Annotated in this window: 29 protein-coding genes and 1 tRNA gene; 20 read left to right on the top strand and 10 right to left on the bottom strand. The window is 64.5% G+C overall.

The window, feature by feature from the left end; all coding sequences use genetic code 11:
- Positions 1-8: 8 nt before the first annotated feature.
- Positions 9-365 (bottom strand): Hsp20/alpha crystallin family protein, encoded by a 357-nt coding sequence (locus HSEST_RS04510; RefSeq protein ID WP_229122413.1) that lies wholly within the window; start codon positions 363-365, stop codon positions 9-11.
- Positions 366-848: 483 nt separating this feature from the next.
- Positions 849-971 carry a hypothetical protein gene (locus HSEST_RS14515; RefSeq protein WP_267491911.1) on the bottom strand — a complete coding sequence of 41 codons (123 nt, stop codon included), beginning with the start codon at positions 969-971 and terminating at the stop codon, positions 849-851.
- A 159-nt stretch (positions 972-1,130) separates the two neighbouring features.
- On the opposite strand from HSEST_RS14515, the gene HSEST_RS04505 reads away from it, so the two are divergent.
- The 7 genes from HSEST_RS04505 to HSEST_RS04475 all read left to right on the top strand — a co-directional run bounded on the left by HSEST_RS04505 (position 1,131) and on the right by HSEST_RS04475 (position 7,852).
- Positions 1,131-1,793 (top strand): helix-turn-helix domain-containing protein, encoded by a 663-nt coding sequence (locus HSEST_RS04505; protein WP_229122412.1) that lies wholly within the window; start codon positions 1,131-1,133, stop codon positions 1,791-1,793.
- 28 nt (positions 1,794-1,821) lie between these two features.
- Positions 1,822-2,460, top strand: coding sequence for a helix-turn-helix domain-containing protein (locus HSEST_RS04500; RefSeq protein ID WP_229122410.1), 639 nt, complete (start codon positions 1,822-1,824; stop codon positions 2,458-2,460).
- A gap of 393 nt (positions 2,461-2,853) precedes the next feature.
- Entirely contained in the window at positions 2,854-3,090 is a 237-nt protein-coding gene (locus HSEST_RS04495; protein ID WP_229122408.1) for a 4Fe-4S ferredoxin N-terminal domain-containing protein, read from the top strand.
- Positions 3,087-5,444 (top strand): molybdopterin-containing oxidoreductase family protein, encoded by a 2,358-nt coding sequence (locus tag HSEST_RS04490; RefSeq protein ID WP_229122406.1) that lies wholly within the window; start codon positions 3,087-3,089, stop codon positions 5,442-5,444. The genes HSEST_RS04495 and HSEST_RS04490 overlap by 4 nt, the downstream gene beginning before the upstream one ends.
- Positions 5,444-6,073 carry a 4Fe-4S dicluster domain-containing protein gene (locus HSEST_RS04485; protein ID WP_229122404.1) on the top strand — a complete coding sequence of 210 codons (630 nt, stop codon included), beginning with the start codon at positions 5,444-5,446 and terminating at the stop codon, positions 6,071-6,073. Before HSEST_RS04490 ends, HSEST_RS04485 begins: the two co-directional genes overlap by 1 nt.
- Positions 6,070-7,164, top strand: a complete 1,095-nt coding sequence (nrfD, locus tag HSEST_RS04480) for an NrfD/PsrC family molybdoenzyme membrane anchor subunit (RefSeq protein ID WP_229122400.1) — start codon at positions 6,070-6,072, stop codon at positions 7,162-7,164. Before HSEST_RS04485 ends, nrfD begins: the two co-directional genes overlap by 4 nt.
- A 10-nt stretch (positions 7,165-7,174) precedes the next feature.
- Positions 7,175-7,852 (top strand): TorD/DmsD family molecular chaperone, encoded by a 678-nt coding sequence (locus HSEST_RS04475; RefSeq protein ID WP_229122398.1) that lies wholly within the window; start codon positions 7,175-7,177, stop codon positions 7,850-7,852.
- 477 nt (positions 7,853-8,329) lie between these two features.
- Here the strand turns inward: HSEST_RS04475 and HSEST_RS04470 are convergent, their stop codons facing one another.
- Entirely contained in the window at positions 8,330-9,013 is a 684-nt protein-coding gene (locus HSEST_RS04470; protein ID WP_229122396.1) for an HAD family hydrolase, read from the bottom strand.
- 83 nt (positions 9,014-9,096) lie between these two features.
- Here HSEST_RS04470 and HSEST_RS04465 point away from each other — a divergent pair, with 83 nt between their 5' ends.
- A complete protein-coding gene (locus HSEST_RS04465) occupies positions 9,097-9,864 on the top strand; it encodes a competence/damage-inducible protein A (RefSeq protein WP_229122394.1) in 768 nt (255 codons plus the stop codon).
- 15 nt (positions 9,865-9,879) lie between these two features.
- On the opposite strand, the gene HSEST_RS04460 is transcribed toward HSEST_RS04465, so the two are convergent.
- Entirely contained in the window at positions 9,880-11,637 is a 1,758-nt protein-coding gene (locus tag HSEST_RS04460) for a glycoside hydrolase family 13 protein (protein WP_229122393.1), read from the bottom strand.
- A gap of 155 nt (positions 11,638-11,792) precedes the next feature.
- On the opposite strand from HSEST_RS04460, the gene sdhC reads away from it, so the two are divergent.
- The 7 genes from sdhC to HSEST_RS04425 all read left to right on the top strand — a co-directional run bounded on the left by sdhC (position 11,793) and on the right by HSEST_RS04425 (position 17,550).
- On the top strand, positions 11,793-12,188 hold the full coding sequence (sdhC, locus tag HSEST_RS04455; protein ID WP_229122392.1) for a succinate dehydrogenase, cytochrome b556 subunit: 396 nt from the start codon (positions 11,793-11,795) through the stop codon (positions 12,186-12,188).
- Between the two features lie 2 nt (positions 12,189-12,190).
- Entirely contained in the window at positions 12,191-12,556 is a 366-nt protein-coding gene (locus tag HSEST_RS04450) for a succinate dehydrogenase hydrophobic membrane anchor subunit (protein WP_229122390.1), read from the top strand.
- A gap of 1 nt (position 12,557) precedes the next feature.
- Entirely contained in the window at positions 12,558-13,481 is a 924-nt protein-coding gene (locus tag HSEST_RS04445) for a succinate dehydrogenase/fumarate reductase iron-sulfur subunit (protein WP_229122387.1), read from the top strand.
- A 95-nt stretch (positions 13,482-13,576) separates the two neighbouring features.
- Positions 13,577-13,864: a hypothetical protein gene (locus tag HSEST_RS04440; protein ID WP_229122385.1), complete on the top strand. Its 288-nt coding sequence runs from the start codon at positions 13,577-13,579 to the stop codon at positions 13,862-13,864.
- Between the two features lie 123 nt (positions 13,865-13,987).
- Positions 13,988-15,787 (top strand): TIGR04190 family B12-binding domain/radical SAM domain protein, encoded by a 1,800-nt coding sequence (locus HSEST_RS04435; RefSeq protein WP_229122380.1) that lies wholly within the window; start codon positions 13,988-13,990, stop codon positions 15,785-15,787.
- Positions 15,788-15,923: 136 nt separating this feature from the next.
- Entirely contained in the window at positions 15,924-16,418 is a 495-nt protein-coding gene (locus tag HSEST_RS04430; RefSeq protein WP_229122379.1) for a FlaD/FlaE family flagellar protein, read from the top strand.
- 67 nt (positions 16,419-16,485) lie between these two features.
- Positions 16,486-17,550, top strand: coding sequence for a hypothetical protein (locus HSEST_RS04425; protein ID WP_229122378.1), 1,065 nt, complete (start codon positions 16,486-16,488; stop codon positions 17,548-17,550).
- Here HSEST_RS04425 and HSEST_RS04420 read toward each other — a convergent pair.
- Positions 17,540-17,710 (bottom strand): hypothetical protein, encoded by a 171-nt coding sequence (locus HSEST_RS04420; protein WP_229122376.1) that lies wholly within the window; start codon positions 17,708-17,710, stop codon positions 17,540-17,542. The genes HSEST_RS04425 and HSEST_RS04420 overlap by 11 nt on opposite strands.
- A gap of 32 nt (positions 17,711-17,742) precedes the next feature.
- Entirely contained in the window at positions 17,743-18,501 is a 759-nt protein-coding gene (locus HSEST_RS04415) for a hypothetical protein (RefSeq protein ID WP_229122374.1), read from the bottom strand.
- A gap of 104 nt (positions 18,502-18,605) precedes the next feature.
- On the opposite strand from HSEST_RS04415, the gene HSEST_RS04410 reads away from it, so the two are divergent.
- Positions 18,606-19,316, top strand: a complete 711-nt coding sequence (locus HSEST_RS04410; RefSeq protein ID WP_229122373.1) for a metal-dependent hydrolase — start codon at positions 18,606-18,608, stop codon at positions 19,314-19,316.
- Between the two features lie 94 nt (positions 19,317-19,410).
- Here the strand turns inward: HSEST_RS04410 and HSEST_RS04405 are convergent, their stop codons facing one another.
- Together HSEST_RS04405 and HSEST_RS04400 are read right to left on the bottom strand one after the other, a co-directional pair.
- Positions 19,411-19,848: an SRPBCC family protein gene (locus HSEST_RS04405; RefSeq protein ID WP_229122371.1), complete on the bottom strand. Its 438-nt coding sequence runs from the start codon at positions 19,846-19,848 to the stop codon at positions 19,411-19,413.
- 101 nt (positions 19,849-19,949) lie between these two features.
- A tRNA-Pro gene (locus HSEST_RS04400) sits at positions 19,950-20,022 on the bottom strand.
- Positions 20,023-20,095: 73 nt separating this feature from the next.
- Here HSEST_RS04400 and HSEST_RS04395 point away from each other — a divergent pair.
- Positions 20,096-20,875, top strand: coding sequence for a sugar phosphate isomerase/epimerase family protein (locus HSEST_RS04395; RefSeq protein ID WP_229122370.1), 780 nt, complete (start codon positions 20,096-20,098; stop codon positions 20,873-20,875).
- On the opposite strand, the gene trmY is transcribed toward HSEST_RS04395, so the two are convergent.
- Both trmY and HSEST_RS04385 read right to left on the bottom strand, forming a co-directional pair.
- The gene (gene trmY / locus HSEST_RS04390; protein WP_229122369.1) at positions 20,872-21,459 is read right to left on the bottom strand and encodes a tRNA (pseudouridine(54)-N(1))-methyltransferase TrmY; all 588 of its coding nucleotides are present in this window, start codon (positions 21,457-21,459) and stop codon (positions 20,872-20,874) included. The two genes, HSEST_RS04395 and trmY, sit on opposite strands and share 4 nt — an antisense overlap.
- Before the next feature lie 107 nt (positions 21,460-21,566).
- Positions 21,567-22,268, bottom strand: a complete 702-nt coding sequence (locus tag HSEST_RS04385; protein WP_229122368.1) for a TOBE domain-containing protein — start codon at positions 22,266-22,268, stop codon at positions 21,567-21,569.
- A 64-nt stretch (positions 22,269-22,332) separates the two neighbouring features.
- Here HSEST_RS04385 and HSEST_RS04380 point away from each other — a divergent pair, with 64 nt between their 5' ends.
- Genes HSEST_RS04380 through HSEST_RS04370 form a run of 3 tightly spaced genes read left to right on the top strand, consistent with a single transcriptional unit; the run spans position 22,333 to position 25,176 of the window.
- Positions 22,333-23,262 (top strand): extracellular solute-binding protein, encoded by a 930-nt coding sequence (locus HSEST_RS04380; RefSeq protein WP_229122367.1) that lies wholly within the window; start codon positions 22,333-22,335, stop codon positions 23,260-23,262.
- A gap of 40 nt (positions 23,263-23,302) precedes the next feature.
- Positions 23,303-24,112 (top strand): ABC transporter permease, encoded by an 810-nt coding sequence (locus tag HSEST_RS04375; protein ID WP_229122366.1) that lies wholly within the window; start codon positions 23,303-23,305, stop codon positions 24,110-24,112.
- Positions 24,109-25,176 (top strand): ABC transporter ATP-binding protein, encoded by a 1,068-nt coding sequence (locus HSEST_RS04370; RefSeq protein WP_229122364.1) that lies wholly within the window; start codon positions 24,109-24,111, stop codon positions 25,174-25,176. Before HSEST_RS04375 ends, HSEST_RS04370 begins: the two co-directional genes overlap by 4 nt.
- Positions 25,177-25,180 lie beyond the last annotated feature (4 nt).

The following is a 25,180-nucleotide window of genomic DNA, read 5'->3' as shown; positions in this document are numbered from 1 at the left end:
CCCCGTCCTCAGGCCTCGTCGATCGGGATCGTCGCCGACGGATCGGCGGTCTGTTTCGGGAGTCGGAGTTCGAGGACGCCGTTCTCGACGGTCCCCTCGGCCCCCGTGCCGCTCGCGTCCGGCGGGAGGGGCAACTCCACGTCGAGGAACATCGACCGCTCCTCGTCGACGTACTCGAACTCGACCGGCAGGGCCTTCTCGCGCCTGGCTTCGATGACCACGCGCCCCCGTTCGACGTGCGCGTCGACGGTCTCGGCGGTCGCTCCCGGGAGATCGATCACAAGCAGGTACGCCTCGTCGCTCTCCAGGAGGTCGGCGAACACCGCATCGGGCAACTCTTGCAGCGCGTCTCGCAGGGCTGACATACCAACGGGTTAGGACGGTAGGGCCAAAAACACGGTGGTCGCGGAGAGAAAGCCACAGGAATATCACGACCGCGGCCCCAAGCAGTGCGGCCCCGAGCAGCACCGACAGCGCGCCGATCTTCATCTGTTCGAACGCGGCGCCCCGTTCCCTGGAATCGGCGATCAGGAACCGCCGGATTCCGTCGCCGTCGATCCGGACGTTGACCTCGCCGCTCGACGAACCGCTGTTCGTTTCCGAGTTCGATCTCCACGGGACCGACGTCGACGCTCTCGTCCTGCGATTCGACGGCAGGATGAGAAGCGGTGAGGTCCCGGATCCGTTCGGGCGGCGTCGTACCGGCCGGGACGGTCACCGTCTGCTCCTCGAGGTGGCGGACCGGGCCGACGGGTTCGACCCGACAGCTGGCAGTGTCGTCTTCCAGCCGGAGGGAGCCACCGCGAAGCCCCGTCGCGAGCGTCTTCCAGTATTGACCAGTGCCTGGATCACCGGTCGTCTCGGACTGTTGGATCCCCCAAGGCGGAGAGGGCGATTCCTGCCGCTGCGAGGACGCCCGGGACAAGCAGGTCAGCGAGTGCCATCGTCGGCGCTTCTCGGTCCGCCGTCATCACTGTTGTCGTTCCTCCAGCGACGCCGTCGCGCCGACTGTTTGGTGTCGCAGCGACGACGGCGTGCCGCTCTCGGCGACTCTCCCCCGAAGGGAGAGGGCTCCGCACCGTCTCCGCTGTGAAAACGCTCATACCACCGTAGCTCTAAGTGGTCAGCAGATGTCCGACGCTCCGACGTTCACGTCCGTCGCATCCGGAGATGCCGCCGTCAGTGGTGGCCACGAGACCCGTGATCTGTGGGTGACGCTCAAAGTCCACGTCGGGGACGACTGCCCACTGACAGCCATCGATGCGGACGTCGAGAACGTCGACTTACAGCAGATGAACGGCGAGTGTCGGGCGACGATCGTCTCCCGCGACGACGAAGACCTGAACGTCCTGCAGACACACCAGGAGATGGGGCCGGACTGCGTCTCACAGGCTTTTCACCGGCACGGGTGTATCCCGCGCATCGTCGATACCGACGAGGGTGCGATCACGGTCACGGTGTATCCCGAGGAGCGGGCGACGATCCCGAAGCTGGTCGAGTCCATCCGAGACCTCGGATACGTACTCGACGTCGAGCGCCTGGTCGGCGTCAGTCCGGAGCTGATAACGGATTCGACCGTACTGTGTGATCTGTCGATCCTGACCGGGAAACAGCGCGAAGCCATCGAACTCGCCGTGCAGCGAGGGTACTACGCCCGCGATGGCAACGTCAACTTGGACGCGATGGCCGACGAACTGAACATCTCGAGTTCCGCGCTCTCGCGCCGACTTAAGTCCGCAGAGGCGAAACTGATGCTCGAACTGATCGATCGGGCGGACGGCGACGGCTGCTAACACGTGATGAACGTCACAACTGGTGGATATGACTGAAACAGACTCCGAAACGACGACCTCCGAGCGGCGCCCTCTCTGGATCGTTCTCAAGATAGACGTCGAGGACGACTGCCCGCTGGCTGACCTCAAAGATCCGGTGCTGGACGCCGATCTGCAACATATGGGCGGTATCTGCCGATCGGAGGTCGTGACCGGCGGCCAAGACGTCGAGGTGCTCCACTTCGAGGAACCGATGGGATCGGAGTGTCTGGCGGACGTGTTTTTCGAACACGACTGTGTTCCGCAGATCACGGGCGTCGACGACGGCTCGTTGCTGGTGACGATCCACCCGTCCGATCGGGCGGACATCCCCGAGTTGCTCGAGGGGCTGGAAGCGGTCGGATACCACGCACGGCTCGACCGCGTCGTCCAGATCGACGAGGATATGATCGGTACGTCACCAGTCCTCTGTGATTTTAGCCTTCTGACCGAGAAACAGCAGGAAGCCCTGGAGCTGGCTGTCAGACACGGATATTACGCTCAACCCCGGGAGACGACCCTCTCCGAGCTGGCGTCGAAGCTGGGTATCGGCAAGTCGGCAGTCTCTCACCGCCTGCAGGCCGCGGAATCGAAGATCATCCGCAACCACGTCCCGCAGACAGACTCACCATCAGCTACCAACGGCTGAAGACGTGGGCGTCCGCGCTGTGATTCTCGACAGACGCCCTGATACGAATTATTGTACCGATTTACCGTTCCGACCACCGACGTCGATGCGAAACAGACGTACAATAATTCGTATGAAGCAGACTGCTGTACGCCTCTTTCACGTCGAACGCAGTCGTGCGGATGGTCCCGGGGCGGACCGCGATTCGAGATAGCCGAACACGCCCTCCGCAATCCCTCATATTTAAAAAGCAAGAACGATTCCGATAGCCACTCCGCACGATCGGCGGGCCATCGTGTGAATCGGGAGCGATATCCCGGGTAACTCTGTATCCACCCGGTACTTAAAACCCTCATCTGGTTCGAATGAAGCGATACCGGACAGCGGCAGCTACGATAGGGTAGAGGGATTACCGTGACCGAAAACACGACCGACGCGGACCACGAGTCGCCTCCCGACGCGATACCGGACACCGATCTGGCTGCCGACGAGTTCGATCAAGAGCTCGGCGAGCAGTTGGGCAAAGACGCCCAACGGTACGCGGAGGGCGAGATGAGCGAAGACGAGTTCTACGAGAAGTACCACGACGCGCTGATCGAGGAGTTCGGCGAGGACAACCGACCGGTCGCCAGAGGGAGGGACGAGTCGTGAGCGAACGCGATTCGGAGGGCGGACTGACACGACGCTCACTGTTGAAAACCGTGGCCGCGGGAGCCGTCGCCAGCACCGCCGGCTGTGGGTCGATCCTTTCAAGTTCGTCTTCGTCGTCGCTGACGCGCGGTGCGGAGACGGCGTACGGCAACTGCTGGCAGTGCCACAAGGCCTGCGGCATGGAGGTAACGCTCAACGGGGCGGGCGAAGCGACGGAGCTCCACGGCATCGACGGCCATCCGCGCGGCAGCGCCGGCGAGGGAACGAAAGGGACCCTCTGTCCGAAAGGGCTCTCCCAACTGGAGAAGGCCTACTCGCCCGAGCGGATCAAGCAGCCACACATCCGCAAGGACGGCGAACTACAGAAGGTCGACTGGGACGAGGCGATCTCCTATACGGCCGACCGCCTGGAGGATTTCGCCGACGAGTACGGACCCGAGTCGCTGATCGAGTTCCACGGCTGGGGGACCTCCGGGGTCTTCAGCACGCTGTTCCGGAATCTCTATGGCTGCCCCAACCACGTTCCGCACCCGACGCCGACCTGTTTCGGCTCGATGGCTGTGACGGGCACGCTGATGGGTCTCGGCGGCGGAAACATCCGCTGGATCGACTACCCCAACACCGAGTACATCTTGGTGTGGGGTCGAGATCCCCTGGAGAGTTTCGCCGGCCAGTGGGAGGCCAAACAACTCCTCAAAGCTCGCGAGCGCGGCGCGAAGATCGTCACGATCGATCCGGTCTACACCGAGACCGCAAAGAAATCCGACGTGTGGCTCCCGGTCGAACCCCGGACCGACGGCGCACTGGCACTTGCAATGGCCAACGTCATCATCGAAGAAGGGCTGTACGACGAGGAGTTCGTCGAAAATCACACCCACGGCTTCGAGGCCTACAGGGAGGCCGTCGAGGGCAAGACCCCCGAGTGGGCCGCAGAGAAGACCGGTCTGGCCGAGCACGACGGACTGGGCGCGGAGACGATCCGCGAGATCGCTATCGGGTTCGCCGAGGCCGCACCTGCCGCAGGGATCACCTCTTGGACCGGACTGGGTCAGAGTGCTGACCACCAGAAGGGCGCGCAGAACGTGGTCGCGCTGACGGCGCTGGTCGGCAACATCGACCGACCCGGCGGGCAGCGCTGGCACACCAGCCCGCCCCTGTCGGACCCCTTCGAGGTCGGCTGTGAGGAAGAACTCCCGAACAACGCCGCGGACAACCCGTGCTATCTCACGGACAAAGAATCGGGCTACGCCTCGATGACCGGCAAGCCGGTCCAGAACCGCGTTCCCGAGATGGTCGACAACGGCGACGTTCGAGGGATGGTGTATTACTACCGCAATCCGGTCACCGACGGGGCCGCCCAGGAGTGGCTCGGGACTGACAATCAGGAGGGTGCGCTCGAGAAGATGGACCTGGTCGTCGGTATCGACGCCTTCTGGAGCGAGACCACCCGCAAGGCCGACGTGGTCCTGCCCGAGGCGTCACAGCTCGAAAAGCCCATGTTCGAATCCGGCGGGTACGGCGCGTACAACGAACATCCGTGGATCACCGGTTCGCAGGCCGCGATCGAGCCCCAGTGGAACAGCAAGCCCGGCTTCGAGATCGTCAGCGAACTCGGCCGCGAGATGGGCTACGAGGAGTATTTCCCCTGGGAGGACAAGACGGCATTCATCAACGACCAGCTCGAGGCGGTCGATCTTACGCTCGAGGAACTGGAACAGGAGCATGATACCTACTACGTGTTCGACGACGAGCAACACCGTAACCCCTACGAGAAGTGGAAAGGCGGCGGCTTCGCGCAAGGGGCCGAGGAGTTCTGGTTCGACCTCGACAAGAAGCTCGAGGGGATGTACGGCAAACTCAGCGAGCGCGTCGGGACCGAGATCACGACCGGCCCGCAGTGGGTCGAACCCGGGACGATCGGCGACGAGTTGACCGAGGACTACCCACTGGAGATGCTCGACACCCGGACCGTGGAGTTCTCACACGGCGGCGATCAGGCGCTGTCGCTCCCGCTTGAGCAACTCGCCGAGTCGTACGGCCTCGAACACGAGGACTACCGCGGCAACTACCTGGTGATCCATCCGGACGACGCGGGCGAGCGCGACATCGAACACGGCGACATGGTGACGATCGCCTCCGAACACGGCGAGGCCGAACTGATGGCGGCCGTGACGGTGGGGATCCGTCCGGGTGCGGTCAGCGTCGAACCGTACGGCTTCGGTCGGGGGTCGATCCAGCCCGACGGCGACGGTGCGAACAACATGCTACTCAACAGTCCAGAACAGATCGATCCGGTATCGGGCGAGATAGACAGGCACATCGCGGTCGAGGTTTCCCCCGGAGGTGACGCCTGATGGGCGAACAGTGGGGCTTTTACTTCGATGCCGACAGCTGTATGGGCTGTAACGCCTGTGCGATCGCCTGCAAGAACCGCCACGATACCGACGCCGGCCACGTCGACTGGCGACGCGTCGAGACGGTCTCGGAGGGTGAGTTCCCCGATTACGAGGAGACGAACATCTCCCTGTCGTGTATGCACTGCGAGGACGCCCCCTGCGAGGAGGTCTGTCCGACCGGTGCGATCGAGAAACGCGAGAGCGACGGGATCGTCACGATCGACCAGGACAAGTGTATCGGCTGTGGCTACTGCGGGTGGGCCTGTCCGTACGGCGCGCCCCAGTACGGCGACGACGGCCTGATGCAGAAGTGCAACCTCTGTCTGGACAAGGGGCCGGGCAGCGGAGCCGACGCACCGTCGAAGAACGAACAGCAGGCCAACGGCGAGGCGCTCGAACCGGCCTGTGTCGACGAATGCGTCGGCGACGCGCTCGACGCCGGCCCGGTCGGGGAGCTGCTCGACAAGGCCTCTCAGGAGGCCGCCGAGCGCTTCGAACAGAACCGGACGAACGTGATCATCGATTCGACCGGCGAGAACAGCGTGACAGGCATGCAGGGTATCCGACAGGCGACTGAAGACTCATGAGCGACATCGCAACCGGATCCGATCTCCTGTGGATCGCGCGAGGCCACTGGGAAATCTTCATCGCTACCTACCTGTTTCTGGGTGGGCTGAGCGGCGGCGCGTACCTCACCTCCGTCGTCTCCTCGGAGCTGTTCCGGCCGCGTGCCCAGGGCCCCGACGAGATTTTCGCCTGCGAGGAGACCTCACGATGGGGTGCTATCGTCGGACTCCTCGCCATCGCCGTCGGCGGCGTAGCGCTGCTGTCGCACCTCGGCGCGCCGCTGCGCGCGCTCACGTTCCCGATCCTGTTCACCAACTTCGGCTCGTGGCTGGTCATCGGGACGTGGTTTATCGTGCTGTTCGCACTGTTCGTCACGATCGAGGCCTTCTGGTTGCTGTTCGGCGAGGAACACGCCGGCTCCGAGGGCCTGAGCTACGTCCCGCGCTGGATCGTCGCCTGGATCGACGACGTGCTCCCGCTTCCGGAGGACTGGAGCATCGTCGCCGCGCTCGACTGGCTCGCGGACCGCCTCCGACCGACCGAACGCGCTCGACGCGTCGTTCACGCCGTCGGTAGCGTCGCCGCTGTCGGCGTCATCGTCTACACCGCGCTGCTGCTGACTGACGTCTCGGTGGTTCCGCTGTGGGACCGACAGTACCTGCCGATCGTCTTCCTCATGAGCGGTCCTTCGACGGGCATCTCGGCGGCGCTGCTCGGGACCGTCGCCAGCGGCGGCGGCCTCAGCCGGACGAATCACCTGTTCTGTCTGGCCGACGACGCCCTCATCGCCGTCGAGACGGTGACGCTGGTCGGACTGTTGGTCGCCCTCTCGTCGGGCGGTCCGGCGGCCGAGCAGAGCTACGAACTCCTGATGAGCGGGGCGTACTTCCCGCACTTCGCCGTCGGCGTCCTCGCGCTCGGACTCGTCGTCCCGTTCGGGCTCTCGATGACGATGACCGGGCTGGTCCGGTTCACTGACGTCGAACACCGGTGGGGTTCCGCGTTCACCGGCGGATTCGCCCTGAAGTACGTCCTCGTGCTCGCCGGCGGGTTCCTGCTCCGGTACGCTCTCCTCTTCGGCGCGGTCAAACAGCCGCTGGGGGTGCCGTGACGTGGCGTCGATGTCTTCCCCCGACGATCCCGGCTCCCCGGCTGCGTCCGTCTTCGAGCAGTCGACGGCCTGGCGGGACCTGCATATCCTCCTGGCAACCGGGCTTCGCCACCCTGACGAGCAGTTTGGAGCAGCCCTTGAGACCGGCGAGTTCGAAGCGGAACTGCGGTCGCTCGCGTCGGCTCTCGATATCAGTCTCGCGATTTCGCTCGTGCCACCGGTCGAGCAGAGTGACGGGCTTACGACGGCGTACATCGATCTCTTCGAAGGCGGTCGACAGCCCTACGCCCCTCCGGTAGAGTCTCCGTATCGAGCCTGGTACGACAGAGACGAGGGTGGCCTGATGGACGGACCGTCGGCCACCGAGATGCGCCAGCGCTACCGTGCGCTCGATGTGTCCGTCCCCGACGCGTACTCGCCGGATCACATCGCACTGCTGCTGGAGTACGGGAGCCTGCTGCTCGAAGCCGACGAGCGTGAGGCCTATCGATCGTTCGTCCGCACGCACTTCGAGTGGGTACCGGCACTCAGGCGCGCGACGGACATGGCAGCCGCGAGCGCGCCCGTCTACCGCTGGCTTGCCGTGCTGATCGACGAACTGTTCGTCGCCCTCCGGGACCGTCTGGATATCCCGGATCCGACTGCGGAGGACATCGATCGGATGGTCACGCGGGTCGGCAGTAACTGACCGTCGCGCTGGCGGACGAGTTGGTCGTCGTGCTCGAGTCCCGAGATGGGATCTCGGCCGGCGAGACGACAGGCTACGGACGACCTTCGACGACGTCCTTGAAGAACTCGCAACCGAACGGGAAACCAGCCGAGGGGAGCGGGGCCGGGCGATCACCGGCTACGAGCGGACGGCCCGGACCCACGAGAGCCCCGCTTGGATGCCGCCCGCGGCGACGCGGACGCGGAACTGAGACTGCGTGTCTCGGTCTCAGACTGCGTGTCTCGGTCTCGGACTGCGTATCTCGGTCTCAGGTTCGTCTCGCTCGGTCACGAAACTGTCCGAGTCGTCGCAAACCCGATCTGGTGGACAAGACTGGTGGCCAACAGCTCGCTGATGCACTCGAAAATAGCGACGTATTCGGGCCGCTGGGGGTGCGAGCGATCCGATAGCTAGCTGTCGTGGACGACCCGGGTCACTACCGATCCACCCAGCGAGTCACTGCCGATCTGTCCGTCCGCCGTCGGCCGCCCGGGCCTGTCCGGCCAGGTCCTGCAGTCCGTCGAGACGGTCGACGCGGTGATCCGCCAGGACGCAGTGGCCACGCTCGCGTGGATCGAACCGTTCGACGTGTGCGGCCGTCAGACCGGCGTTCCAGGCCGCGCCCACGTCCGAGGGACTGTCGCCGACGAAGATCGCACTCCGTTCGGCAGCGACACCGAGATCGGACAGGGCACGATAGACGGGGCCGGGATCCGGTTTCCAGCCGATATCGTCCCCACAGCAGACGACGGTGTCGAACCACTCGGCGATGTCGAGATGATCGAGCGCGGCCTCGGTCAGATGTGGCTGGCTGTGGGTGACGACACCGATCGGGCCGTCGAGATCGGCGACCAGCCGCTCGGCGTCGTCGTAGAGATACGTCGCCTCGGCCCGACGGATCGGATCCTCGATCTCGTGGAAGGCGTCCCAGAACGGTTCGGGATCGACACCCCACCGGCGCAGTTGCGCGTTCCGCGAACCGCCGAGTCCGTGCCAGAGCGTCGTCACTTCCTCGTCGGTGAACTCGCGACTGAGTCGGTCGCCGATCTCGTCGAACACGCGACGCGGATGGGCGGGATCGACGTCTATCAGCGTCCCGTCGAGATCGAACAACCAGGCGTCGTAGGCTGCGCTTGCCATCGAATCCGTGGATAGGCGGTCTCGGAGTAAGAGCCTTGTGCCGGGGCGAAACCCTGAGGGGCGTCGAGTCCTCACGACAGGTGATGGAGGTCTCACTGCTGACGATCGGCGACGAGCTCCTCTCCGGAGAGACGACGAACACCAACGGCACGTGGCTCGCTCGCGAGTTGACCGACCGCGGGGTCGACGTCCGGGAGATCCTCGCACTGGCGGACGACCGCGAGACGATCGCCGATCGGGTGGCCCGCCACAGCGACGCCTTCGACGCCGTGATCGTCACCGGCGGGATCGGTGGCACGCCGGACGACGTGACGATCGAGGCCGTCGCCGACGCGTTCGGGCGCGAACTCGTCGTCAGCGATCAGGCACGGGTACGCATCGAACAGCGCCTCTCGGAGATGGGCGAAGCCGTCCCCGATCTGGATCTCGACATCGAGACCGAAGCGTCGATCCCGAGCGGAGCCGAGCCGCTCGTCAATCCCGAGGGGCTGGCCCCCGGCTGTCGGATCGAGAACGTCTACGTCCTGCCGGGGATTCCAGGCGAGATGAAGGCGATGTTCGAGACGATCGCCGAAGCGTTCGACGGCGATCTCGACTCGCGATTGCTGTACACCGTCGAGCCGGAGGCGAACATCGTCCCCGAGTTGCGCACCGTCCGCGAGCGATTCGGCGTCCGCGTGGGCTGTTATCCCGATCGGGAGGCCAGACACAACCGTCTCAAGTTGACCGGGGCCGACGAAGCAACACTGCAAGCGGCAACAGACTGGTTACTCGAGGCGATCGACGCCAGCGAGACGCCTGTCGAACGGGAGTGGGACGCCGACGCCGAACCCGCCGGCGGTCCGGAGTAGGGGGAGTCGCGTCGGCTAACTGATTCGGTAGACGCGGGCCTCGTAGGGTCGAAGCTCGAATTCCGTTGGATCGTCGCCGGCGTCGTCGTAGTTGCCGATCAACAGTTCCGGATCGTCCGCGTCGAGATTCGGTGGGAGGGTGAACGTCTCGTTCCGTGCGAAACAGTTGAGTACGACGAGCACGCCGCTGTCGCCGAGGGTGCGGAGGTACGCGAAGACACTGGGATGATCCTCGTAGAGAAGGTGGAAATCACCGTAGACGAGCGTGTCGTTGTCCTCGCGCAGGTCGACCAGCTCGCGGTAGTACTGCCAGATCGAGTCCTCATCCTCGCGGGCGGCCTCGACGTTGATCCGTTCGTGGTTGGGGTTGACCTTGATCCAGGGCTCGCCGTCGGTGAAGCCGGCGTTCTCTTCGTCGGACCACTGGACTGGTGTCCGGGCGTTGTCCCGCGAACGGTGTTTGACGACGTGTCTGACGTCCTCGAAGTCGGCGTCGTGGCGTTCCATCAGCTCCTCGGTCTGCTGGATCGCCTCGACGTCTCTGAGTTCGTCGAAGCTCTCCCACTCGACGTTGGTCATGCCGATCTCTTCGCCCTGATAGATGAACGGCGTCCCCTGGAGGGTGAACTGCAGGGTTGCCAGTAGCTTCGCCGAGGCGACCCGGAAGAAACCGCTGTCACCGAACCGCGAGACCGTCCGCGGGTGGTCGTGGTTGCCGAGGTAGTTGGCGTTCCAGCCGTCGCCCTCGAGGCCGATCTGCCAGCGCGTCAGCACGTCCCGGAGTTCGTTCAGATCCCAGTTGTTGAAGTGTGTGTCCGGGTCGTCGAGGTCGTCGAGTTCGTCGAGATCGACGTCGACGTCCTGTAGATCCCACTTCCCGCCGGGTTTGTAAGGGATATCCGCGTGCTCGAAGTGGACGATCATGTTCAGGCCGTCGCCGTCCTCGCCACAGTACTGTTTGGCGTCTTCGACCCCACAGCCGGGCATCTCAGCGACCGTCATGATGTCATAGTCGGCGAACACCTCGTCGTGCATCTCCGAGATGTACTCGTGGACGCGCGGCCCGTTGATGACGTGTTCCCAGCCGACCCAGCCGGGGTTATCCTCGCCGTCCGGCAGCCCCTCCCGCTTGGAGATCAGGTTGATCACGTCCAGTCGGAACCCGTCGATGCCCTTCTGTAGCCACCAGTGGAGCATCTCGAAGACGTCCTCGCGGACATCCCCGTTTCGCCAGTTCAGGTCGGGCTGTTTCTCGTCGAAGATGTGCAGGTAGTACTGCTCGCGCTCCTCGTCGTACTTCCAGGCGTCACCGCCGAATATCGAGGTCCAGTTGTTCGGCAGTTCGCCGTCTTCGCCGTCGCGCCAGTAGTAGTAGTCGGAATACTCGCTATCGCGATCTTTGGATTCGACGAACCACTCGTGCTCGTCGGAGGTGTGGTTGAGCACCATGTCCATGATCAGCCGCATGTCGTGATCGTGGACGGTTTCGAGGAGGTCCTCCCAGTCGTCCATCGTCCCCATCTCGTCCATGATGGCGTGATAATCACGGATGTCGTAGCCGTTGTCGGCGTTCGGCGAGTCGTAGACCGGACAGAGCCAGACCACGTCGACGCCCAGGTCGTCGAGATACGGCACTTTCTCGATAATTCCGGGGATATCGCCGACCCCGTCGCCGTCGCTGTCGTTGAAACTCCGTGGATAGATCTGATAGACGACCGCTTCCTTCCACCACTCGCGGTCGAAATCGGCCTCGGGCTGCGTGTCTGCGTCCATGGTGGTCTCTTTTTGGCTTGCAATGGCCGGCAATTATACCTGTTGATACGGTCGAGATGCCATTCGCACGCGTCACTCCGTCTCGCCCAGAGCACTATCGGAGATCCGTATCGACCACCACAGGAGCTAAACCGAAGCCACTCTTGGAACCGCGTATGAGTGAGACATACAACCGCGGGACGGTCGAGGACGTCGGCCGCTGGACGGAGTTCTCGGCCGGCATGTGGGCCTGGATCTTCCACAAGTTCACCGGCTGGGTGCTCGTGGGCTACCTGTTCACCCACATCGCCGTGTTGAGCACGGCGACCGCCTCGGATCCGACAGTCTACAACCAGACGCTCAGCGGCCTGGAGAGTCTGCTGGTCGTCCGGATCCTCGAAGTCGGGCTGCTCGCCGTTGCGGTCTTCCACATCCTCAACGGAATCCGGCTGTTGTTGGTCGACCTGGGGATCGGGCTGGAGGCCCAGGACAAGAGCTTCTACGCGTCGCTGGTCCTGACCGGGGCGATCGCCGTCGCAAGCGTGCCGACGTTCCTCGCGGGGGCGTTCTGACCATGGCCGAACACTACACGTCCTTCGATCGGAGCGGGCGACGCTGGCTGCTACAGCGGCTGACGGCCGTCTTCCTGATCGGGACGCTGGCCTTCCATTTCTTCCTGTTGCACTTCGTCAACCACGCCGCCGAGATCAGATTCGCCGGCACGCAGGCCCGGATGAGCGAGGTTGGGTACTTCTCGCTGATGGTACTGTTCCTCGTGGCGGCGACGTTCCACGGCGTCAACGGCGTGTACAACGCACTGGTCAATATGGGTCTCGAGGGGACCCAGAAGCGCGTTGTCGGCGGCGTGCTGGTCCTTGCGGGCGTACTGTTGATCGTCCAGGGGTTCCGCGTCGCCTTCGCGATGGCGGGAGTGATCTAACATGAGCACGGACACTGACACGGAAACGGATGTCGAGGCCGACGCGGACGCGGAAGCGGACACAGGTGAGACGGGCGTCGATGCCGCGCCGCAGCCGGACGTGAGCGTCCACCGGACACGACGCCTCGAGGAGAAGGAAGCGCGGCGTGCTGATCGGGCGGCCGCCGAGCAGGCCGCCGAGGAATCACTCGCTGACGAGGAGACGGTCGAGTTGAAGGTATTCAGGTACGATCCGGAGATCGAAGGCAAGGACGAACCGCGGTTCGACACCTTCGAAGTGCCGTTCCATACGGGGATGACCGTGCTGGACGCGCTCATCTACGCCCGGGATCAGTACGACTCCTCGTTGACCTTCCGTCACTCCTGCCAGCAGGCGATCTGTGGCTCTGACGCGCTGTTCATCAACGGCTCCCAGCGACTGGGCTGTAAGACCCAGCTCGCCGATCTGGACGATCCGATCCGGGTCGAGCCGCTCCCCCACCAGGAGGTCGTCAAGGACCTGGTCGTCGACATGGAGCACTTCTACGACCAGATGGAAGCCGTCGAGCCGTACTTCGATCCCGACGACCTGCCAGAGGGCGAACTCGAAGAGCAGCGCCAGAGCAGAGAGAACCGCGAGACGATCAAGATGTCCACGCGGTGTATCTGGTGTGGCGCGTGCATGTCCTCGTGTAACATCGCCGCGGGCGACAACCAGTACCTCGGACCGGCGGCGATCAACAAGGCCTACCGGTTCGCGATGGACGAACGCGAGGGGCAAGACCGCAAGCAAGAGCGGATGGAGATCGTCGAACAGGAGCACGGTGTCTGGCGGTGTCAGACCCAGTTCTCCTGCACGGAGGTCTGTCCGAAAGACATCCCGCTGACCGAGCACATCCAGGCGCTCAAACGCGAGGCCGTCAAGAACAACCTCAAATTCTGGTGAATCGTCGCAACCGGTCATTTCAACATCTTTCTGAGGATTTAGCATGCGCAGGCAAGTGGGGTGGATTAACTACGCTGGAAGTCGTAGTTCCGGATATGCATCGAAAGGTTCGCAGGGCTGGCTACGCATCGCTCGCACTCAGCGGCGTCCTGCATGCTCTTGCGCCGCGACTGTCGCTCAGGCTCGCGGCCCGAACGTGGTTGACGGGGTTCGAGAACACCGGGGACGTCGAGCCAAAAGACTGGTTCGCGACTGCGATGCGTGCCGCCGGTGTCGGGATGGCAGCGGCCGGCCTCGCCGGTTTCCTGCTCGAGGGGGCGTCGGCGGAGCCAAGCACGGACGACGAGTCGGCGATCGAGATGGATCCCGAGCCGTCGGGATAATGTGGGGGAAATCCTGAAGATCCGAACGTCGAGAGACCGTCGCTGTGTCGGACGCGGCCCGATATCCGAACACGGTGGTGGCGACCCCGTGTCTTCTTGGCATTTCGGCCAGTATGTAGGGGCATGGAGTTCCTGAGGCCCGGCCGCAACCACGGGTCATACGGGTCCGGGACGGCCCGGCGTCTCCTGTTTTCCGAACCCGACGTCGCGTTCCTCCACCCGCCGAGCATCTTCGACTTCCGGGAGCGGCCGGAGGTGCTCGGCCCGATCAGCGACGTCATCCCCGCTTCACCGGTCTTCGAGATGTACCCGATCGGGCTGACGAGCCTGGCCGACCGCCTCGAACGCGGGGGATACAACGCCCGGATCATCAACCTCGCACGCGAGATGTTGACCGATCCGGGATACGATCCGGGGACGGAGATCGCAGCCTGTACGGCAAGCATCTACGCGATTGACCTCCACTGGCTGCCCCACGCACACGGTGCGATCGAAGTCGCCCGACTCGTCAAGCAACACCACCCCGACGCACCGGTCATCTTCGGCGGTCTGAGTGCGACGTACTACCACGAGGAACTGGTCGAATACCCGTCGGTCGATTACGTCCTCCGGGGAGATTCGACGGAAGGGCCGATGGAAGAACTCGTCGACGCGCTGACGACCGACGGTGACGTCTCGGACGTGCCGAACCTGACCTATCGGACGGACGGCGAGACGACGGTGAACCCACTGACGTACCGGCCCGCCGATCTCGACGATATCTCGGTACCGTCGTACACCTACACCATCAAATCCGTGCTCAAGTACGGGAGCTTGCGGAAGGTGCTGCCGCACAAGGGATGGCTCGACAAGCCGATCACCATGTTGTTGACATCACGGGGCTGTCGCCACGCGTGTTCGTTCTGCGGCGGTGCCGACTCCTACGCGGACGTCCACGATCGTCCGGGGCCCGCGTTCCGGTCCCCGGAACGCCTCATCGAGGACGTTCGGACGATCACCGCGTTCTCGGAGGGCCCGATTTTCATCGTTCACGATCTCCGGCAGGGCGGCTGGGATTACGCCACAGAGTTCTTTGCGTTGCTGGCCGAGGAGGACATCGGGAACGAGTTCGTCTTCGAGTTGTTCGGCCCGGCGCCGGCGGAGTACTTCGAACTGATCGACGACGCCGTCGAACGCTACAGCCTCGAACTCAGCCCCGAATCACACAAGCCCGAGATTCGCGAGAAGATGGGCAAGTTCGCCGTCTCGAACGAAGCCATCGAGGACACGCTTCGGGCGGCGCTGGACAACGGCTGTCGGAACATCGACGTGTTCTTCATGATCGGGCTTCCCGACCAGAGCTACGCGGACGCCGTCGGTGCGGTCGAGTACGCCGAGCACCTCCTGACGGACATCGACGACGATCGAATTGTCCCTTTCGTCGCGCCGCTGGCACCGTTTCTGGATCCGGGTAGCCCGGCCTTCGAGAACCCACAGGCGTACGGGTACGAGCCGCTCGCCGAGACGCTCGAGGACCACCGACAGCTGCTGCTCGAACCCAGCTGGAAGCGGATGTTGAGCTACGAGACGGACGAACTCTCCCGGGACGACATCGTCGAAGCGACCTACGAGGCGGCCGAGCGGATGAACCGACTGAAGTACGAGCACGGGCTGCTCGACAAAGAGACGTTCCGGACGGTCACTGATCGACTCGATACCTCGAGGTGGGTCGTCGACCGCGTCGACGAGATCTACGAGTCGACACCCGAGGGACAGCGGGAAGCGAAGCTGCGGGCGATCGCCGAGGAGGTGCCGGATTTCGGCGAGTACAGCATCGCCGGCGAGGACGAGCTCTGGTGGCGAAACGACGGCCTCAGGAGCGTGCCGACCCTGGCGCGGCTGGCCGGGAAGCTGTTCGTCGGCGAGCTCAAGCGACGGATCTAGTGACTCGCGATCACGGACAGACCGCTCTCCGCCCGTGAGCGTATTTGGTATCTCAGTAGACAGGACAACTATACGAACATTGTCTGACAGTGTGGAAGATTTAACACGTATCAGGGCTAACATTGGATCAACAGATATGACGATCAACCCCCGGGATTACGACCTCGAAGAGCTACGGAAGATGGCACGCGACCGCGAACCGGGCGCAGTCCCGGACGAGGAGCGGGTGCCCGACTCGGATCCGAACCTGGAGTGGGGCGAGGTCGACGGCGAGGGTGCAGTGACCGACGAGGGGTTTCGGGCACGACTCTATCGCGAACTGATGCCGCTGATGGCGGGTAGCGACGACGCGTCCAAGCCGTACCTGGCCACGCTCCCGGAGACCCAAGCTGCGGAGTTCATGCTGTTCGAGTGGCTCGAGTTCCTGCTGCTGCACGGCGGGTACCGCGGCGCTCAGGACGCGCTCAACTACTACGAGTCGATCGACTGGATCACCGACGGCGTCGAGTCGGATTTGAACGACTACCTGCTCGGCATCGAGGAAACCGGGGCCAGCGAGGGCTCGCAGCTGGACGTCGACGACCACCTGTTGAGCCTCGTCTACATCGCGAAACTGGCCGCGATGCACTGATCGAACTGTTCGGTCGCTTACTTTTTCCGGGCGGTTATATACTTCGGGGGTCCCATCACGCAGGCGTATGAGTGAGGACGACGAGACTGACGACGCGGTCGATAGTTCGACGGACGGACCTGTTCCGGTCGGGGTCAAACTCGGCAGTACCAGGACCGTGATCGCCTACCCCGACGGCGACGGGGATCTCGAAATCGTGAACACGCTCACCTGCATGGCGACCTACGAGGACGCACTCACCGGCGAAGAGCAGGTTCTCTACGGAGAGGAGGCTGCCCGGGAGTATCCCGACCGCGTGGAGTTCATGCTCCGGTCCGGGTTGCCCGAGGACGACGAGCGCGCGGAGCTGACGAGCACGTTCTTCGAGGAGGTCATCGAGGCCAACGACATCCCCGAAGACAGCACCGTCGTCTACGCGATTCCGACGATCGACAACGAGGCCGGACTGGAGAACCTCAACGAGGTTATCGAGAACAGTTCGATCGGCGAGGCACTCGTCGAGAGCTACCCCGAGTCGCTGTGCGGGACGATCCCGGCGTTCGGGGACGATTTGGAAGCGATCAACGAGATCCTGCTGGCGGCCAATCTGGGATCGACGAACCTGGAGGCATCGGCCTACCGCCGCGGCGAGCAACTCGCGCCGTTCACCACCGGGGCCGTCACCGGCAACGAAGTCGACCGGGTGATCGCCAACTACGTCGAAGAAGAGACACAGGGGCGGGTCAACATCGATGTCCAGACCGCCCGCGAGTACAAAGAAGAGCACGCGGACTTCGAGGACTACGAGCCCTTTACCGACATCATCCAGCAGCCCGGCGGCGGGTCCCACGAGTTCACCATCGAGCGCAGCGTCATGGACGCCGTCGACGAGTACGTCGACGACGTGGTCGACGAGTTCGCTAACACCTTCCTGCCCGAATTGGCCAACGAACACATGAAGGTGTACAACCTCGCGCTCGAGAAACCGGTCGTGCTCACGGGCGGGATGGCCTGTATCCCGGGCATTGTCGACGAATTTGCCGAGCGGGCCAGCGACGAACTCAACCGCGATATCGAGGCGGTCGCGCCCGAGGAACCGGCGCTCGCCGCGACGCTTGGCGCCCAGCGGATCGCCGAGCGACTCAGCGATTGATTGGCGACCAGCAGGCGAACCACGACAGAAACTGCCGAACGTCCGGTGAAACCGGCTGTTCGTCCGCACCGACGCTCGAACACGGAGTGTCCCGTTCTACCGGCCGTGATCGCCCCCGAACGGCGAGTTCGGTCGGCATCTCGATAGTGAGCCGTGCCATTGCTTGGGCGTGTGTCCCACACTCCCTAAAGGTCAGTCAGACGTGCGTCTGTCACCGCGTCGTTGCAGGACCTCGGCGACCGCGCGTCGAAACGCCGGCGAGGCGGGGTCGACACCGGCAGCAGCCAGCGTAGCACGGTGGCGGCGGGCGATCCGGCGCAGGGCCGCCTCGACGCCGGCCGTGGTCGCGAGTTCGTCGGTAACGAGCGCTTCGGCCGTCGACTCGGGCGATTCGAACGACGCCGTTGGTTTCGACGGCCGATCGGGATCGAGCAGTCGACCGCGCCAGCCGTGCTTGTCGGCGTGGACGATCCCGGCGACCGCCCGGTCGGCCCAGTCGCTGTCAGGAAACGTCTCGCGACCGGAGTCGATCGCGTCGGCTCTGCGTTCCCGATCGAGGGGCGGTGCCGGCGTCAGGCCGAGTCGGTCGAAGCTCGCGTTGGCGTTCTCGGGCGCGAGTAGCCCGCCCCGGGCGGGGACGCGAACGTCGTAGCCCAGAAACGAAGGTAGCCGATCCCAGTCGTAATCGATGCGATGCTGGCACGTCGCGACCCCGTAGAAGGTGACCGACGCCGGCTCCGCGACCGCCTCGCGGAAGGCGTCCCGTCGAAACGCCGACCGAACCGTCTCGATTGCGGGCCCGATAGCCGGGGGTTCCGAGCCGTCCTCGTATCGCTGTGCGCCGCCGAATTGCAGCTGTCCGTCCGTCTGGAGCGTGAATCTGAGCGGCTCCCCTTCGACGTACTCGAGGAGCCAGTGGTGACCTGTTCCTGTCGTCGGGTCCTCGGCCATATCGACGCACGTCGGAAAGGGGTCCATCGAGTGGATCGAGGGGGCGCACTCACCTAAAAGAGAGGTGATTCTAAGTGTTCGGGTCGTGTAGACGTAACTGAACTATGGAACTCACCTGGCACGGCCATTCGACGTGGTACGTATCGGTCGGCTCAACGGATCTGCTGATCGATCCGTTCTTCGGAAACCCGAAGACAGACGTCGATCCGACGACGCTCGACCCGGATTACGTCCTGCTCACGCACGGCCACGCCGACCATATCGGCGACGTGGATCACTTCCAGGCGACGCCGGTCGCGGCGACGCCCGAAGTCGCGGGTTACGTCGAGGACAACTACGGCGTCGCGGAGACGATCGGGTTCAACCTCGGCGGCACCATCGAGTTGGGCGACGCGTTCGTGACGATGCATCGCGCGGACCACACCAACGGCATGGACACTGATTACGGCTCGACCGGCGGAATGCCTGCCGGCTTCGTCGTCTCGGATACGAAGCCAACGCAGGTGAGCGAGGCCGACTCGACGACGTTCTACCACGCCGGCGACACAGGCCTGATGACTGAGATGCGCGAGGTGATCGCGCCGTATCTCGAACCCGACGCCGCTGCTGTGCCCGTCGGTGACCACTTCACGATGGGGCCGATGCAGGCCGCCATCGCCGTCGACTGGCTGGACGTCGATCACGCTTTCCCGATGCACTACGACTCGTTCCCGCCCATCGAGATCGATACTGACGAGTTCGTCCGTGAAGTCAAGGCGACCGGCAGCCTCGCCGAGGTGCACGTGCTCGACGGCGACGAGACGTTCCGGCTGTAGCCGAGGCGACGACGGCTTCGGGACATCGAGCACGACGACCCTGCTGCAACCCCCGTTGTCCGCTCCAAGTCGTTTCGTCGCCTCCTCCGAGCGCTCACTCGCCGGCTTCGATCCGAGTCCTGGTGTTTTCGAGGGTCGTCCGGAGTTCTCGTTCGTTGTACCGCCGGACGAACGGTGTCGCTACCGTCGAGAGGACTCTGCCCGGGAGTTCGTATTCGGCGCTGTAGCGCAGCTCTGTCCCGCCGTCGTCTTCGACAGTTTCGATCTCGATCTCACCTTCGAGACCGCCGCGCATCTCGAAGACCATCCGTTCGTTTTCCTCGTGAGTCCGTTCGACGAGTTCGCCATCGAGTTCCACACCCGCCATCTTGTAGGTGTGTTCGACCCGCTTGCCGCCGTTGCCGAGCGCCTCGACGTTGCGGACTTCCGCCAGGCTCGGTGTCACCTCCGCGTGGTTTCGAGGGTCATCCAGATACGCGAATACGTCCTCGACGGGGGCATCGATGTGGATTGATCGACTAACTGTGACCATATGCGTTGGTTCACCCGGGATAACATAAGACACGGTCCTCACTCAGACTCGTGTTTCGGACTGCTCGCTACGCTCGCAGACTTGTGAAACGCGGGCAGGAATGGGCCGGCGCAGATTCGAACTGCGGTTACGGCCACCCGAAGGCCGAAGGATACCAAGCTACCCCACCGGCCCGCGAATCACAGTTTCCGACTCGGACCCTTAACGCTTCCGAAAGACAGTCCTCCCTGGGGTGATTTGACAGCCTATGGGCCTGGATCTGGGCTTCGTGACACAGACGCCGATGCACTACACCGACGCGTTCCCGGCCGCGGCCGCGATGGAACTGGACTACGTCGAACTCCTCGCCGACGGTCACCACGAACGCGACCGACTCGACACCGATGCCGTCCGATCGGCCGCCAGGGAGGCTGGAATCGATCTCGCTGTCCATCTACCCTTCGCGCTCGACATCGGCGCCCCCTACGAGCACGTCCGCGAAGGTGCGATCCGCGAACTGTCCGATGCACTCGAAACGGCGGCTGCATTCGACGCGGAAAAGGCGGTCGTCCACGCCAGCAGCGACGCCTGGCGGCCGGCCTGGGACCGCGAGACCATCGCGGACGCCATCCTCGATTCCCTGGGGGAACTCCAGGTCGTCGCAGAGGAGGTCGACGTCGAACTCTGCGTCGAGAACGTCCCAGACGAGTGGTTCGGCCTCGATGACTTCGACCGCGTCTTCGACGAAACCGACGCGTCGATGACGTTCGACACCGGCCACGCCTACATCGAGGGCTATGACGCGGCCGATCAGCGCGAATTCCTCGAGGAACACAGCGACCGCGTCACGCACGTCCACGTCAACGACACCAGAAAACAGGCCGACGAACACGTTCCGGTCGGTTCCGGGGTGCTGGACTTCGGACGGATCCTCGAGCCCCTGGATGACGCGACGCTCTCGGTGGAGGTCTTTACGCCGAGCTACGAGTACGTCGGGCTGAGCGCGAACACGCTCCGACGAACGGTAGATGGCCTTGAGGAACCCTAATATCGGGTGTAGCCATCTGTGTCGAGCCAGTTGTGCGCCACCGAGATAGCGTGATCAGCGTGCAGCGCAGTCGGGCCGAGCCGAACTCGACTGTCGGCCCGCTCGGCAAGCACGTCGACTTCTTCGTCCGTGAAATCGTTGTGATCGGAGAGCACGAACACCGGATCGGACGGAATCGAGGCCTCGATGGCGGGGTCGCCGTCCTCGTGTAGCTGGACGACTGTCCCGTCGAGTCGATCGAGTGTCGTGGCCAGTCCCATCCGGTAGACGGCTACCCCGGGAGAGGGCTCGGCAGGCTGGTGACCGATCGCGTCCGCCCGATCCGCCAGTGCCGAGCGGATCAGGGCGGCGATCGACCGCTCGTCCGGGTGGAGGTTGCGTACGGTCGCTCCGTCGATACTGACGGTAAAGCCATCGAGCACGAGGTGCACGCGGGCGTGTTCACGGATACCGTGACTGGCGAGCAGCGCGGCGTTGACCGAGCGGGCGAGCAGATCCATCCGACCCGCCTCGCTGGCGAGGGCGTCCAGCGGGAACTCCGAACTGGCGGGCGCGTCGTGGCCGACGATGACGAACTGGCGCATGAGTGAGTTCCCGTACTCGGCGGGTTTGCCGGTGTCGATCCGACACGCGACGTGAGTGCGGAGCGACGCACTGACAGCGAGCTGCCCGCAGACGACGACAGCACCGCCTACGGAATCGCCCGGATAGTGACCGTCTTGAGCGATGCGACGACCGGATCGCCGACCGCCAGATCGAGCAACTCGACGCTTCGCTCGGTGACGAGCGCGAGCAGGGGCTGTTCGGCGCCGACATCGACGCTGACGGTCGCGATGGCTTCGCCCGACTCGATGGCGGTCACGGTCCCTTCGAGTCGGTTGCGTGCACTGGTCTCGGCGGCCATCGGTGCCGCGTCCGGGGCCTGCAAGGTCACCGCATCGGCCCTGATCGACACCTGGACACTCTCGGTGTCGGCGTCGACCAGCGCACGGAGCTCGCCCGCTGCAGTCTCGACGACGCCGAGTTCCCCCGTGCGTTCGATCACGCGTCCTTCGAGCACGGTATCCGCGACTTCGGCGACGCCGGAGTACTCCGCCCGCAATCGATCGAAGCGTGCCAAAAGCGTCTCCGCCAGCTCGGTCAACTGACTGCCGCCGCCGTCGCGGCCGCCCCGCTGTCGATCGACTAACGGGCCGAACGCCGCCTCTAACGTGGTGAGACGCTTGTGCGCCCGCGAGTACGAGCGGCCCAGCGCGTCGGCGGCGGCGTTCAGCGATCCGTGCTCGGCGACCGCCCGGAGCAACGCCGCGTCGTCGCCGTCGAATCCCACTCCCTCGGCGTGCAGTCGCGCCTCGAAATCGGCGCTCGGGGGCCCGTCGCCGTAACGACTCATGGCTAGGGGTTCGCCGGCGGCCCCATAACGGTTATGTCCGGGTCAGCGAAATCTCGATATGTCTATGCCGAAACAACGGTCGCGGCGGGCTGTGCTCAAATCGATAACGGGGGGTGCAGCGGTCGGCCTCGCGGGCTGTCTGGGGTCCGAATCGTCAGTCAGTGTTCTCTCCGCGGGTAGTCTCGCGGCGACGTTCGAGGATCACGTGGGGCCGGCCTTCAAGTCCGAGACCGAGATCACCGTTCAGGGCGAGTATTTCGGCTCGAACGCCGTCATGCGGATGGTCGAAGACGGGACGAAACACCCCGACGTGGTCGTCAGCGCGGACGCGACGCTGCTGCGGGATCGCCTCGTCGGGACGCAGACCGACTGGGACGTCGAGTTCGCGACGAACGTCCTCGGTATCGGCTACAACGCCGACACGGCGTTCGGGTCGCGAATGGCCGCAGGCGAAGAAGATTGGTACGATCTCATTCGTGAAACCGAACAGGGGGACGTTGCCATCAGCAACCCCGAACAGGACCCGCTGGGATATCGCGCCTGGCAGGCGTTCGGTCTCGCCGAACGCGAGCACGGCATCGAGGGGTTCCGATCGGAGGTGTGGGACCTCGTCGAACAGGTGGCCGAAGAACCACAGGTGCTCGGCGGTGTCGAGGGGGGCTCCAGAGCAGGTGCAGTCGTCTACGGGAATATGGCCCGCGATCACGACATTCCCTTCGAGCCGTTCCCGGCGGCGTACAACTTTGCTGACCCGTCGCTCGCGGACCACTACGCGACCGCAGAGTACACGTTCGAAGACGGAACCACCGTCGAAGGGCGACCGATACTGTACAACGCGACAGTACTCGACCGGGCGGACGCGCCCGAGAACGGCCGCAGACTGGTCGAATTTCTCGCAAACAACCCCGACGACGTGCTCGGGGAGGCGGGACTCGCGACGGCAGATAGCCTCCCCCGCGCTCACGGAACTCTCCCGGATGGACTGACAATATGAGACCGATCCGACGGATAACAATGCCCGACGGCCAAGAACTATGAGCACGCACACGCGAACAACGTGGACAGCGCGCTCGACACTACTCGTGCCGGCGCTTCTGGGCGGGTTGTTGCTGGTCTACGTGGCTGTGCCGTTCGTGGCGTTTCTCGCTCGGACCGGAACGGCGGACGTCCTCGCCAGATTGGCCGAGCCACAGGCACAAGTAGCGGTCCGAAACTCACTCCTGACGGCGACGACCTCGACGATAGTGGCAACGGTACTGGGCGTCCCGCTGGCGTACGTCCTCGCCCGCAGATCGTTCCCCGGGAAACGACTGCTCGAGGGACTGATCATCCTGCCGCTGGTGTTGCCCCCGGTGGTCGCCGGCGCGATGATCCTGACGGCGTTTGGCCGGTTCACACCGATTGGCGCGACAGCCTACGCGGTCGGGATCGAACTGACTGGCAGCTTCATCGGTATCGTCCTGGCACAGACGTTCGTCGCCGCCCCCTTCGTCGTCGTCACCGCCAGGGCCGGGTTCGGCGCGATCGACGAGCGGCTCGAACGCGCCTCGCGCTCGCTGGGGTACACGGCGCTCGGCACGTTCAGACACGTCGCGCTCCCGCTGGCCCGCGGGGCGATCCTCGCGGGGATCACGCTCACGTTCGCCCGTGCGATGGGCGAGTTCGGCGCGACGTACATGGTCGCGTCGAACCCCCGGACGATGCCGACGCGCATCTGGGTCGACTTCATCAACGGCGGGATCGACGCCGTCGTCCCGGTCGGGCTGGCACTGCTGGCCGTGACGCTGGCGGTCTTGGCCGTCGTTCAGCGAGTCGGACGGGTTCCGACGGTGATCGATCGATGACGCTCGAAGTGGCCGGTCTCACGCACCGATACGGGGACGAACTCGCCCTCGAAGACGTCTCTTTCGAGGTCGATGCCGGCGAGATTGTCGGGCTGCTCGGCCCAAGTGGCTGTGGCAAGACGACGACCGTCCAGACCATCGCCGGCCACGTGAACTCGACTGCCGGGGGGATACACCTCCGGGGAGAGGACATCACGGCCGACCCGCCCGAGCGAAGAGACGTCGGCGTCGTCTTCCAGGAGCCGACGCTGTTTCCCCATATGACCGTCGCCGAAAACGTCGCCTACGGGCTTCTGCCGGCCGGGGTCGGCCCAGACGAGCGGGCGGCGACCGTCGATCGCTACCTCGAACTCGTCTCGCTGTCCGAACAGCGCGAGGCGATGCCGGCAGCGCTGTCCGGGGGCCAGCGCCGGCGAGCGGAACTCGCGCGGGCGCTGGCCCCCCAGCCGGACGTCCTGTTGCTCGACGAGCCACTGTCCGCGCTCGATCGCGGGCTTCGCGACCGGTTGCGCGAGGAGATCGCACGGATCCAGCGCGAGACTGGCGTCACGACGCTGTACGTCACCCACGATCAGGAAACGGCGATGGCGCTATCCGACCGACTCGTCGTGATGAGCGACGGACAGGTCGCCGGCATCGGCGAACCACGGGAGCTGTACGAGTCACCGCCGACGCCGTTTGTGGCCTCGTTTCTCGGCCGGTCGACGCGGCTTCCGGTCACGCCGCCCGGCGACCCGGGGCTCACCCTCGAGAGCCGAGCGCTGGCCGGCGACGGCGGCACGCCAGCCGACACGGGTCTCATCTGTCTCGCCCGTCCGAGCGATCTCACGCTCCTCGACAGCGAGCGGACGGAAACCGAATGCACACTGGCCGGCGTCGTCGATCGCGTCACCGACCTCGGCACGCGTTACGAGGTCGTCCTCACGCTGGATGCCGGCGGTGAGCTGACGGTCGAAACCCAGCGCGTGCAACTGGTTCCGGGTGAGCGGGCTCGCTGTACAATCGACAGGACGGATCTGCTGCTGTTCGAGGAGTCGTCCGGGCGTGTCGGCCCCGTGAGTTGACCTC

The sequence above is a fragment of the Halapricum desulfuricans genome (genome assembly GCF_017094465.1).
Taxonomy (GTDB): Archaea; Halobacteriota; Halobacteria; order Halobacteriales; family Haloarculaceae; genus Halapricum.
Note: the sequence above shows the minus strand (reverse complement) of the source record. Positions and strands in the feature narration are given on the sequence as shown.